The organism is Nitrobacter sp. 62-13 (assembly GCF_001896955.1).
Lineage (GTDB): Bacteria > Pseudomonadota > Alphaproteobacteria > Rhizobiales > Xanthobacteraceae > Nitrobacter.
In genome coordinates, this window is the sequence record NZ_MKRN01000175.1 from 1 (window position 1) to 12,125 (window position 12,125).

Below are 12,125 nucleotides of genomic sequence, written 5' to 3' on the forward strand. Positions count from 1 at the left end.
TACGCCTGGTTCTATCCGCCGTTCTTCCTGCTGCTTGCAGCACCGCTGGCGCTGATGCCCTATCCGATCGCGCTCGCGGTATGGCAGGCGACTACGCTTGCCTTTTATCTCGGCGTAATCGGCGCGATCCTCCGGCCCCTGCGGCAGGCCCGCGGCTTTCCGGCCGGCATCTGGATCCTTCCGGTGCTCGCCTTTCCGGCCATCTTCGTCAATCTCGGTCACGGTCAGAACGGCCTGCTCACCGCCGGCTTGTTCGGCGCGGCATTGCTGACTTTGCAGACGCGGCCGCTGCTCTCCGGCCTGCTGCTGGGCTGTCTCGCCTATAAGCCGCAATTCGCGCTGGTGATCCCGGTCGCGCTGATCGTCTCCGGGCATTGGCGAGCCATTGCCGCAGCGGCGTTCGCCGTGATCGTGCTCGCGTTGGTCGCTACGCTCGCATTCGGCACCGACGTGTGGTTCGCATTTCTCGCATCGACCGACATGTCGCGCCGGTTGTTGCTGGAACAGGGCAGCGTCGGATTCGAGAAACTGCAGAGCGTGTTCGCCGCGATACGGATGTGGGGCGGCGGCTTGCCGCTCGCGTATATCGCCCAGGGCGTGACCTCGGCCGCAACGATCTGCGGCGTCGCATGGATCTGGCGCGGCCGTTACGACGATAATCTCAAGGCCGCGACCCTCGTCATCGCCGCTCTTCTGGCTTCGCCGCATACACTCGACTATGACCTGACGATCCTCGCGCCGGCGCTCGCATTCATGACGACTCTCGGGTTCGCCCGCGGCTTCCGCGATTTCGAGATCAATGTGCTGGCGGCGGCATGGGTGTCGCCGCTGCTTGCGCGCCCCGTTGCCGTCGCGACAGGCATACCGCTCGGCACAATCGCCCTGCTTGCGCTTTATGCGCTCGCGCTTCGCCGCGCGTGGCATGACCGCCAGACCCGGCGCATCGGAACCGCAAACTCGCGCGTATGTGATATCGATCCGCGCGGCATGCCGACATGATTTTCTCCTGAAATACGCCGCGAGAGAAGCCATCGGCCTTTCGCACGCCTTGAACGATCAGACCGTTCCGAGCCTTGCGATGCGCCGCCGGCCGCATCATTGTTTACCCGTGCAGCAACCAGCCCGCTCCCTCGGCCCGAACGGTTCCAGCCATTCCCGCATGTACAAGCTCTATTCAATGCAGCGCTCAGGAAATAGCTACAAGGTCCGCCTTGCACTGGCCTTCCTTGGCGTGCCCTATCATGCCGTCGAGGTCGATATCCTGCGCGGAGAAAGCCGCACGCCGGATTTTCTCGCGAAGAATCCCAGCGGACAGGTGCCATTGCTGGAAGTGGAGGAAGGACGCTACCTCGCGGAGTCCAATGCGATCCTGTGGTACGTCGCGATCGGGACTGCGCTGGCGCCGGACTCCGCAATCGAGCGCGCCGAAGCGCTGCAATGGATGTTCTTCGAACAGCACGCACTGGAGCCCAATATCGGCGCGGCTTATTTCTGGCTCTCGCTGGTGAAAGGCGGCCGCGATCTGCAAACCCACGCGCTGGACGACTGGATGGAGCGCGGCTATGCGGCGCTTCAGGTGATGGAGAATCATCTGAGAACCCACGACTTCTTCGCCGCCGGCCAGCTCACAATCGCCGATATCGCGCTTTATGCCTACACTCATGTCGCCGACCGGTGCGACTTCGACCTCACGACGTTTCCCTCGATCCGCGGCTGGCTGCGGCGGATTGAACAGCAGCCCGGCTTCGCGGACATGGACGGGAGCGCGGCTCCGCCGGGGAATGCGGCGGCGGGCATCGCCGCCGGCATCTGATCGCGTCAGATCTTGGCAAGGCGGCATGGCACTTGCCTTGCTTTGGACATTTTTCGCGTCGGTGGCCGCCCCAATCCTGCCCGCGCCAAATGGAAGATTCTTGCTCTGCGGGTGATTCGCCTCAGAAAGATTGGTGAACAATGCGGTCGCAGAGCATGAGCGGCGGATTTGGAGGAGGCGTCACACGCGCCGCCTCCACGCGCCTGACCAATGCGGTTGCCGCCTCGCTGGCGATTGCGGCCGTCGCTGTCTGCCTCTGCGTGGCCTTTGCGGCGACGTCGATCAAACTGGCGATGGCCATGCCGATCCCCACCTGAACCGATCCAGTCTAGGCGTATCCTGCATCGTGATCTTTTCGCGGTCACTGGCGTTTGTAGTCGTGACCATCCGCTCGACGACAGGACGACTCGATGAAAGCATTCAACACGTGGGCCACGGCCGTCCTGAGCGCAGCCATCGTGCTGACCGTCCCCTTCTTGATCGCCACCGCCGCGCACGGCGAAACCACGACATTCAAATCGTCGGCCGGGCAGCTCCAGGTGAAAACCATCGCCAGCGGCCTGGTCCATCCATGGGGCCTCGCTTTCCTGCCGGACGGACGGATGCTGGTGACCGAACGTCCGGGCCGCATCCGCATCGTCACTCCCGACGGCAAATTGTCGCCGCCCTTGAGGGGCGTGCCGAAGCCTTATGTCGGAGGGCAAGCGGGTCTGCTCGACGTCGCGCTCGACCGCGACTTTCCGAGCAATCGCACGCTCTATTTCTGTTACTCCGCCGACAGCGGCGGCAATGCCTCCGTCGCCCGGGCACGGCTGAATGAGAATGACACTGCGCTCGATGAGGTGAAGGTGATCTTCACGCAGGTCGGCCCCGGCGGCCAGGCCAATCACGGCTGCCGTATTGCGCAAGGCCCGCGTGACGGCGATCTTTACGTCACGCTCGGCGATCATTTCGGCCCGCGCGACGAGGCGCAGAACCTTCGCGTCGACAACGGCAAGCTCGTCCGGATCGCAACCGACGGCTCGGCGCCACCGGACAATCCGTTCGTTGGCCGCCGCGACGGCGCGCGTCCGGAAATCTGGAGCTACGGCCACCGCAACGGACAAGGCCTCGCATTCAATCCCGCGACCGGCGATCTCTGGGAGATCGAGCATGGCCCGCGCGGGCGCGACGAGGTCAACATCATCGGCAAAGGCAAGAACTACGGCTGGCCGGTGATCGGCTACGGCATCGATTACAACGGCGCGAAGATCCACGAGAGCACGTCGAAGCCCGGCATGGAGCAGCCGATCAAATACTGGGTGCCGTCGATCGCGCCCTCCGGCATGGCGTTCTATACCGGAACGCTGTTTCCGGGATGGCAAGGCAGCCTGTTCACCGGCGCGCTGGCGGGCAGGATGCTGGTGCGGCTTTCGCTCAATGGCAATACCGTTACCGGCGAGGAGCGACTCCTGCAACATCTCAACGAGCGTATCCGGGATGTCAGGCAGGGCCCCGACGGCGCATTGTGGCTTTTGACCGATAATGCGGACGGGCGCATCCTGCGGGTCTCGCCGGCCGGAAAGTGAATCACGTCACGATCAAGTCGCGCGTCAGGGACTCCTGAGCGCCGCGACCAGCGCGAGACCGAACAACGCGACGATGCCGCCGATGAATCCGAACGCGAACATCCAGAAGCGGCTGCCGTGCCGTTTGTTCGCCTCCGCTTGCCGCGGCAACGTCGTCGGCGTCGCCGCCAGCGCACGCTCGCGCTCGACCATACGGCGGGCAACATAATCGGTAACGGCGTCCGCGACCGCAGCGACATCGCGGGATTCCGCGAGCACAATCCGGCCGTGACGGGTATCCTGAACGAAACGGTACACACGCTTGTCGCGGCCCATCAGGACATGCGCCACCACGTCGATCCACAGCCGTGGCGTGTCGCCGTGACTGATGCCGCGATCGAACAGATCGATCTGATCGGGCACTTCCGCGAACAGCGGATCGAGCGCCTCGTTCAGGATCTCGAGCCGCGCCACTTCCGCGTCACGCAGGTCCACGACGACGCCGGTGCGGTCTGCGGCCTCGATCCGAGCCTGGCGCAGCGCGTCGCGCAGCCGCACGGGCTTCGCGGATTCCGCCGCGCCAGTTCCCCTACCCGATGCGTCCGACATTCACTCGCCTTTCCCGCAGAACCCGGCTGCTATTAACCCGCCCGTAACCATTTAACCTAGCAGCAACCCTGTTTTCCGCGCAAAGGCCGTTTCGCTCCAACGGCTTAATACACACGGGAACGACCCGTCTCCCCTGAACGACGAACGGCCCTGCCCGGTCTCTCCGGGCGGGGCCGTCCGCTTCCCTGGACGTTTCTTCTTGAAGGCTGACGCGTCAGCTCGCCATGCGATTCGGCTCTTCCACGATCGAGAAGCGCACGCCGGCGCGGTGACGGTTTTCTTCCGACACCACGCGCCAGGCATCCTCCGCTTCCTTCCGCGTCTTGAACGGACCCTGCACCTGGGCCGAACCTTCCACGAGCTTGTGGAAATTCATCGAACCGAATTCCCCGCCAATCACCCAGAAATTGCTGCCGGTCATGAGAGCCTCCTTATTCGGCTGCCTGAGCCCTGATACCCGAACCGTGCGGCTTGAACTGCGCGGCTTCGGTGGAGTCGTGAAGCGCGGTGGTCGACGACTGACCGCCGCTGATCGTGGTCGAGACCAGATCGAAGTAGCCGGTGCCGACTTCGCGCTGATGGCGCGTCGCCGAATAGCCGAACTTCTCGGAGGCGAACTCCGCCTGCTGCAGGCGGGAGTAAGCCGCCATGCCCTCGGTCTTGTAACCCCGCGCAAGCTCGAACATGCCATGGTTGAGAGAGTGGAAGCCGGCCAGCGTCACAAACTGGAATTTGTAGCCCATCGCGCCGATTTCCTTCTGGAATTTCGCGATGGTGTCCTTGTCGATATTGGCTTCCCAGTTGAACGATGGCGAGCAGTTATAGGCCAGCATCTTGTTCGGATAGACCTTCTTGACGGCTTCGGCGAACTTGCGCGCGCCGTCGAGGTCGGGCTTTGAGGTCTCCCACCACAGAAGATCAGCGTATTTCGCAAACGACAGCCCGCGCTTGATGCAGTGATCGAGACCGCTGCCGGGCCTGAGACGATAGAAGCCTTCCGCCGTGCGTTCGCCGGTAATGAATTCGTGGTCGCGCTCGTCGATATCAGAGGTGATGAGCTTGGCGCTCTCGGCATCGGTGCGCGCCAGCACGAAAGTCGGCACGCCGCAGACGTCGGCGGCGAGTCGCGCCGCGATCAGGTTGCGCTCGTGCGCGGCGGTCGGGATCAGCACCTTGCCGCCCATGTGGCCGCACTTTTTCTCTGATGCGAGCTGGTCCTCGAAGTGGACGCCCGCCGCGCCGGCCTCGATGTAGGCTTTCATGATCTCGAATGAGTTGAGCGGTCCGCCGAAGCCCGCTTCAGCGTCGGCAACGACCGGCACGAACCAGTCGATCTTCGCGCCACCCTCGGCATGTTCGATCTGGTCGGCGCGCTGAAAGGTGCGGTTGATGCGGCGGCAGAGCTCCGGGCCGGCATTGGCCGGATATAGGCTCTGGTCCGGATACATCGTGCCGGCGGTGTTGGCGTCGGCGGCGACCTGCCAGCCGGAGAGATAGATCGCGGGCAGACCCGCGCGCGCCTGCTGCATCGCCTGATTGCCGGTCACGGCGCCGAGCGAATTGACGTAAGGCATCTCGTTGAGCTGCTTCCAGAGCCGGTTCGCCCCCTTCTCAGCGAGCGTGTACCTGATCTCCACCGAGCCGCGCAGCCGCTCGACCTCCTCAGGGGTGTAAGGACGGCTGATTCCCTCAAAACGGCCCTTGGGGGCGGGAACGAGCTGCTCAAAGGTCTTGGACATCGTTATCTCCAGTCCACATTCATGACATTGCATTGCAAAACGTGGCTCTAGATAAACGCCAAACTTATCAATACGTACAGAGGCCTTGATCTCAATTGATGATGTCATGTAACATCTGTTCGTGTCGTAAATGTCACTTTGTCATTTTTGTCATAAACGAGCACCCCTATGGCAACAGTTTCGGGCAAAAAACTCTTTGTCGGCCCCCGGTTCCGGCGTATCCGCCAGCAACTTGGGCTGTCGCAGACCCAGATCGCCGAGGGCCTCGGCATCTCCCCGAGCTACGTCAACCTGATCGAGCGCAACCAGCGGCCGGTCACCGCCCAGATCCTGCTTCGCCTCGCCGAGACCTATGACCTCGACCTGCGCGATCTTGCCACCGCCGACGAAGACCGCTTTTTCGCGGAACTGAACGAAATCTTTTCCGATCCGCTGTTTCGCCGGATCGACATCCCGAAGCAGGAACTGCGCGATCTCGCCGAGCTATGCCCCGGCGTGACCCACGCGCTGCAGCGCCTCTATGCCGCCTACACCGAGGCGCGGCGTGGCGAAACCATGGCGGCGGCGCAGTTCGCCGACCGAGACGAAAGCGCCGGGACCCGCTTCGAGGCCAACCCGATCGAGCGCGTGCGTGACCTGATCGAGGCCAACCGCAACTATGTTCCCGAACTCGAACAGGCGGCGGAAGCCCTGCGCGACGAGATCAACGTCCCGGCCCAGGACCTTTTCGCGGCGCTGGGCGGGCGGCTGCGCGAAAAGCATTCGATCCAGACCCGCATCATGCCGGTGGACGTCATGCGCGAAACACTGCGCCGCTTCGATCGCCATCGCCGCCAGCTTTTGATCTCCGAACTGGTGGACACGCCCGGCCGCACCTTCCAGCTTGCGTTCCAGATCGGGCTTGCCGAATGCACGCCCGCTTTTGACACGATGATCGCCCGCGCCGGCGCGCTCGACGACGCCTCGCGCCGGCTCTACCGCATCACGCTGGCGAACTATTTCGCCGGCTGCGTGCTGATGCCCTATCAACAGTTTCACGGCGCTGCGGAGGCGCTCGGTTACGACATCCACGTGCTGGCGCAGCGATTCAACACCGGCTTCGAGCAGGTGTGCCATCGCCTGACCACGCTGCAGCGGCCGAACGCGCGCGGGGTGCCGTTCTTCATGCTGCGCGTGGACAACGCCGGTAACGTCTCCAAGCGATTTTCATCCGGCACGTTTCCGTTCTCGAAATTCGGCGGCACCTGTCCGCTGTGGAACGTTCATTCCACTTTCGACACGCCGGACCGCCTGTTGAAGCAGGTAATCGAACTGCCCGACGGCAGCCGCTATTTCTCGATCGCGCAGATGGTGCGTCGTCCCGTTGCGCCACATCCGCAAGCGCAGCCGCGCTTCGCCATCGGTCTGGGGTGCGAGATCCGCCACGCCTCGAAATTGATCTATGCCGCCGGCATGGACCTCGACAATGCCGAAGGCACGCCGATCGGCGTCAACTGCCGGCTGTGCGAGCGCGAGAACTGCGCCCAGCGCGCCGAGCCGCCGATCACCCGCACGCTGATCCTTGACGAAAACACCCGCCGCGTGACCAGCTTTGCGTTCAGCAATGCGAGAGAGGTGTGATGCAAATTGCAGAGCGATATAATTTTTTCTGTTTTCTCGTTAGGTTATGATCAGGTCTTGGCCTATAGCCATATACCAAAGCGCCAATTGTTTAGGCTGGAATCGCTAAATGCCCTTGAATGAATTTGGCAGAAAAGTCATAGCGAACTTCATCGCGGCAATAGAGCCATGGAAGTCAGGATATGAGAAAAACTCTTTTGCTTACTTGGCAGTAAAGCGGGATGGCAGATTCGTTATATCTCAAGGGACGCTTTGGTTAAATTCAATAGATTCAAAAATTCCGTTTCAATGTTTTGAAACAGAAAACGTCTGCGCTGAACATTACAAACTTACGGATGTCGACCGAACAGTCGGTCAATGCATTGAAGATCTATGTGAGGGGAAAATAATTACGCCTCGCGGAGATCGATACTTTGATGGGGATCCCGTCGAAGGACACAAGGCTCTTTTTACCCCGATTCATCCTACCGCACTTCAATCACAGTCTCGCGTAAACGTTCTGCGTTTGACAGGTGATCGCCAAGGGCTTCATGGAGGCCCATCAATACTGGATTGGGAGCTAAGAAGCTCGGACACACCATATGATACCGTTCAAGAATTATCTAGGGATTATGGACTAGGTGGCCTGTTCACCGACGAGCTTTCCGTTGAAGTGATCGCCACCTCAGTCATGGGGTTTGATGGTGATAATTGCATCATCTCAAATGAAACAGCAAAAATTGTAGTTAAGCTAGCGAACAAGCTTGACGTCAACAAAGCCGACATCGGATTTAGGGAGATCAAGCCAAACCAAATAAAACGAGGAAGGTTAAGGGGATCACAATTTCAGTGGACGAAAACTGAAACAATGCAACTCGGCGCTTTGGAAATGCCAGTAGAAAAAGCCGCAATTCTCCACTGCTACGCACTATATAACAACGTCACCCAAACCCACTGGTACATTAGCGATCCTAGAACGTCGCAAAATGCGCGCCGCGTTGTTTTCGAGTCATTCGATACAGGTTGCACGATACTTAGTGAGTTCCTGAGCCGTTCGAGAACTAAAGGCCAAGATGCTCGCGATCTTGAAATCGGTGTTGCTTGGCTTTGCTGGATGTTGGGCTTTAACCCAATTCAAATGGGATCAACGGCACGTACCCAAGATTTTTCTGACCTCATACTTGCAACGCCTCAAGGACAACTGGTGATTGTTGAATGTACTACCGGACTCCTAAGAGCTGACAGCAAACTATCAAAATTGATTGCTCGTGCTGCCGTCGTACGAATGCGACTCGATCAATCAAACAATCAGCACCTGAAATTATTGCCTGTTATGGTATCCACACTGACGAAGGATGAACTTCAAGCCGACCTCGAACAAGCCGAAAGGCTTGGCGTTGGAGTCCTCACTAGGGAAGATCTAGATGATCTTATTAAGGGCACGATTATTGCTCGAAACGCCGATGAATTGTTTGCTGCGGCCGAGCGAAGCATTGAAGAGAAAAGGACTAAATCGAATAGCTCTGAACCAGAGCTTCCTTTAAGCCAATAGATCGAGAAACACACTCAATATGGCATGCTGGCGGCTGTCATCACCGCGTTCTGGGCACTAGAAAGCGACTTCGGCGCGGCGTCATGGTCAAGCTTGTCCCAGCCATACGCGCCTTTACGGCCTATCGCTCCGAGGCCGACGCATGAGTTCATCTGTACAGTTGCAACTCAGGCCGGGGATCAGGGACAAAGCCGTCCCTGTTGGGCATTTCCACCTTCGGCAAGGTCTTCGCATCCATGGTCTCGCTCGGCTTGATGACCTTGGCTTCCGACAGGATGTAGGCGACCAGTGAATACACCTCGTCGTCCTTGAGCGAACCCGGCGAGTCGAACGGCATCGCACGCTTGATGTAGTCGAACAGCGTGGTTGCGTACGGCCAGTAACTCTCCACGGTCTTGACCGGCGTCTTGCTTGCGAGCGTGCCCCGACCGCCGATCAGACGATCACCACCTATGCCCTTGGCCGGATTTCCTTGCAGCTTGTCGCCATGGCAGGCGGCGCAGGTGTTGGCAAAAATAGCTGCGCCTGCTTTCGCCGTGCCGCTTCCCGGAGGAAGTCCCGCGCCCGAAGGCGGAATCGAAAAGTATTTAGCCATCTCATCCGTCGTCGCATTCCGGCCGACGCCGAAGTGATCGATGGTCGATTGAGCGCTTGCACTGCCGGAGAACAGGCAGATGCCGATCGCAAAAGCGAGATATTTCCTACGCATGGACATTGGTCACATCTCCCGCCGCGCTGACGGCCCAACTCTGAATCGCGTTGAGGTGATAGACCGAACCGAACGGTCCGTTATCACCGCGGATCGCGATGAGTTGCTTGAGGGTGGGCTGGACATAACCGGTTTCGTCGATGCAGCGGCTCTGCAGCACCGCAGCCTTTCCGTCCCACATCCACGGGAAGCTGAAGCGCACCGTGCACATCGGCTCGGGAACCGACTCCAGGCGCGCCGGATACCAGGTCTTTCCTGAATCGAGCGAGACATCGACGGACTGGACCCGCCCGCGCCCCGTCCATGCAAGGCCTGTGATATTGTAGAATCCCGGACCCGGCAGCTTCATGTCGCCGGACGGGAACGTGATGACCGACTTCGCTTCCATATCCAGCGTGAAGATGCGCGCCTTGCCGTCTCCGAGAAGATCGGTGTACTTGGAAGTCTCCTCGCGGGTCATGAACGGCTTGTCGCTGACCTGCAGCCTCCGCAACCATTTGATGTGGGTGTTTCCCTCATAGCCGGGAAGCAGAAGCCGCAGGGGATAGCCCTGTTCGGGACGGATCGCCTCACCGTTTTGTCCATAGACGATAAGCGCATCCTTCAGCATTTTCTCCATCGGGATGCTGCGCGTCATGACCGCGGCATCGGCGCCTTCCGCCAGCACCCAGGCTGCCCCCTCCTTCAATCCGGTCTCGCGCGCGAACGTCGCGAATTGAACGCCGGTCCATTCGGACGTGCTGAGCAGCCCGTGCGTTCCCTGCACGGTCTTCATGGTCGGCTTGTTCCATTCCGTCAGACCGTTGCCGGAGCACTCGATGAAATGCTTGCGCGTCACCGAAGGCAGCCGCTTGATGTCGGCCATCGAGAACGTCATCGGCCGATCCACCATGCCGTGGATCAGCAGGTTGTGCCTGGCCGGATCGATCGTCGGAATCCCGCCGTGATGACGCTCGAAATGGAGTCCTGAGGGCGTGATGTTGCCCAGTCCCTTGCCGAGCGGAGTGAGACTCCAGGAGGTGTTCTCGTTCGGCGTCGGATAGCGCATGCGAACTTCGGTCTCGAACTGAGACCTCGTTCCATAGCTTTCATCGGCAACCGGACGTCCCTGCACTTTGGTCGGATCGTCCGGCACATCGTAAAGAACGGCACCCGGCGGCGCTTTCGGCGATTCAGCGCGAGCGATCGAAGCTGCACCCGCCGCGCCGACGAGTGACCCCGCCGCGAACAAAAAGCCGCGCCGGCTTGAGATCACGTGACGCGGAAACATTCCGTCCTTGCAGTCGCAGTCTTCCTGGAGACGTTGCGCGATATGGCGCTGTTCGGCCATCACCATCTGCTCGGCCATGTGGCGAGCCTTGTCGTCGTAGACGACCTTGTCATCGCTGTTCAAGTTGCTCTCCCTAAGAGATCTTACGATCAATCGAGAACCGCACCACGCCTGGTGAAGTCCCGGCTTGACGTTCAACTCGAATTCTCCGCAAAGCCTATCTCTGCGGACGATCAAGCGTATCGGCCGCTTGCCTCGCTTGTGAATTAACATGGTGGTGAAGACGGATTCGACCAAAGTAGTCTCGACAGCGCGTTTTCGGCGGTGAACCCAGCGCAGAACATGCGATCGGAAACGGCAGTTGCGGAGCCAGGCTTTTCCGCTGTGACGGAGGTTGCGATAGGGAACAAAGCTTCCCATCTGCAGAGGGCAGCACGTTCCGCTGTTTCGTCGTCAGCTTCCGCACCCAGAGCAAACAAAGGCATTCCCATGTCATTTTACGATTCCGCCGCGCCGGCCTTCCTGCAAACGCTCGGCGCCCTTTCCGACATTCTCAGGAAGGCCGAAGCCCATGCGAGCGCGCGAAAGATCGCGCCCGAAACCCTGCTGACGGCACGGCTCTACCCGGACATGCTGCCGCTGACGCGCCAGATCCAGATCGCCTGCGATTTCGCTGTTAAGACCTGCGCGCGGCTGACCGGTTCGGAGGTGCCGAGCACGCCCGATACGGAGAAGACCTTTGACGACTTGCAGCAGCGCCTTGCCAAGGCGGCGGACTACGTGAAGGGTGCGGCGCCGGCCAAGTTTGACGGCGCGGACAGTCGCGACGTCACCTTTCCCGCAGGGCCGGACAAGACGATGACGCTGAAGGGCCAGCAATATCTCAGCCAGTTCGCGTTACCGAATTTCTATTTCCATGCGACGACCGCCTACGACATCCTGCGTCATAACGGCGTCGAGCTCGGCAAGCGGGATTTCATGGGCGTGAAGTAGAGCCAAATGGTTGGCGCTTCGCGCAATACAGAAAAAAGGCCGGAATTGCTCCCGGCCTTTCTCGTATTAAAGCGTTTTCCAGCGAATTGGATTCCGGTTCGCGTGAAGAAAACACCTGCGCCACGCGCATGGTCTGCGGATGACGATAGACCTTCGGCGTCTCCCCGACCTGCAACACCTCGCCCTCCCAGAGACAGATGGTGCGACCGCCAAGCAGCAAGGCCTCGGACGATTCGGTGGTCGCATAGCGACACGTCGCGGATCGTCGGCACGCCGTCGACCACCCGCGTGACG

General features: G+C 60.3%; 12 protein-coding genes and 1 pseudogene. 7 read left to right on the plus strand and 6 right to left on the minus strand.

Translation table 11 applies throughout. The features are described from left to right. The 4 genes from BGN91_RS12075 to BGN91_RS12090 form a co-directional block, all read left to right on the plus strand. A partial coding sequence (locus BGN91_RS12075; protein WP_292613462.1) for a glycosyltransferase family 87 protein occupies positions 1-999 on the plus strand: 999 nt, incomplete at its 5' end. A gap of 160 nt (positions 1,000-1,159) precedes the next feature. Beyond that, positions 1,160-1,813, plus strand: a complete 654-nt coding sequence (locus tag BGN91_RS12080) for a glutathione S-transferase family protein (protein WP_292613464.1) — start codon at positions 1,160-1,162, stop codon at positions 1,811-1,813. A 140-nt stretch (positions 1,814-1,953) separates the two neighbouring features. Further along, on the plus strand, positions 1,954-2,130 hold the full coding sequence (locus tag BGN91_RS12085) for a hypothetical protein (protein WP_292613466.1): 177 nt from the start codon (positions 1,954-1,956) through the stop codon (positions 2,128-2,130). Positions 2,131-2,223: 93 nt separating this feature from the next. Then, on the plus strand, positions 2,224-3,381 hold the full coding sequence (locus BGN91_RS12090; RefSeq protein WP_292613468.1) for a PQQ-dependent sugar dehydrogenase: 1,158 nt from the start codon (positions 2,224-2,226) through the stop codon (positions 3,379-3,381). A 24-nt stretch (positions 3,382-3,405) separates the two neighbouring features. Here the strand turns inward: BGN91_RS12090 and BGN91_RS12095 are convergent, their stop codons facing one another. The 3 genes from BGN91_RS12095 to aceA all read right to left on the minus strand — a co-directional run bounded on the left by BGN91_RS12095 (position 3,406) and on the right by aceA (position 5,708). After that, a complete protein-coding gene (locus BGN91_RS12095) occupies positions 3,406-3,969 on the minus strand; it encodes a hypothetical protein (protein WP_292613470.1) in 564 nt (187 codons plus the stop codon). Between the two features lie 214 nt (positions 3,970-4,183). After that, the gene (locus BGN91_RS12100; RefSeq protein ID WP_011509641.1) at positions 4,184-4,390 is read right to left on the minus strand and encodes a hypothetical protein; all 207 of its coding nucleotides are present in this window, start codon (positions 4,388-4,390) and stop codon (positions 4,184-4,186) included. Positions 4,391-4,400: 10 nt separating this feature from the next. Beyond that, complete coding sequence (gene aceA / locus BGN91_RS12105; protein WP_292613472.1) at positions 4,401-5,708, minus strand: isocitrate lyase; 1,308 nt, start codon at positions 5,706-5,708, stop codon at positions 4,401-4,403. Positions 5,709-5,876: 168 nt separating this feature from the next. Between aceA and BGN91_RS12110 the strand changes: the two genes are divergently transcribed. Then, positions 5,877-7,328, plus strand: a complete 1,452-nt coding sequence (locus BGN91_RS12110; protein ID WP_292613474.1) for an XRE family transcriptional regulator — start codon at positions 5,877-5,879, stop codon at positions 7,326-7,328. A gap of 109 nt (positions 7,329-7,437) precedes the next feature. After that, on the plus strand, positions 7,438-8,859 hold the full coding sequence (locus tag BGN91_RS12115; protein WP_292613476.1) for a hypothetical protein: 1,422 nt from the start codon (positions 7,438-7,440) through the stop codon (positions 8,857-8,859). Positions 8,860-9,007: 148 nt separating this feature from the next. On the opposite strand, the gene BGN91_RS12120 is transcribed toward BGN91_RS12115, so the two are convergent. Together BGN91_RS12120 and soxC are read right to left on the minus strand one after the other, a co-directional pair. Further along, the gene (locus BGN91_RS12120) at positions 9,008-9,574 is read right to left on the minus strand and encodes a cytochrome c (RefSeq protein ID WP_292613478.1); all 567 of its coding nucleotides are present in this window, start codon (positions 9,572-9,574) and stop codon (positions 9,008-9,010) included. Continuing rightward, positions 9,561-10,838 (minus strand): sulfite dehydrogenase, encoded by a 1,278-nt coding sequence (soxC, locus tag BGN91_RS12125; RefSeq protein WP_292613519.1) that lies wholly within the window; start codon positions 10,836-10,838, stop codon positions 9,561-9,563. The genes BGN91_RS12120 and soxC overlap by 14 nt, the downstream gene beginning before the upstream one ends. A 489-nt stretch (positions 10,839-11,327) precedes the next feature. Here soxC and BGN91_RS12130 point away from each other — a divergent pair, with 489 nt between their 5' ends. Then, the gene (locus BGN91_RS12130) at positions 11,328-11,831 is read left to right on the plus strand and encodes a DUF1993 family protein (RefSeq protein WP_292613480.1); all 504 of its coding nucleotides are present in this window, start codon (positions 11,328-11,330) and stop codon (positions 11,829-11,831) included. A 106-nt stretch (positions 11,832-11,937) separates the two neighbouring features. Here the strand turns inward: BGN91_RS12130 and BGN91_RS12135 are convergent. Then, positions 11,938-12,078: pseudogene (locus tag BGN91_RS12135) on the minus strand (ABC transporter ATP-binding protein); the annotation flags it as partial. Positions 12,079-12,125: the final 47 nt, after the last annotated feature.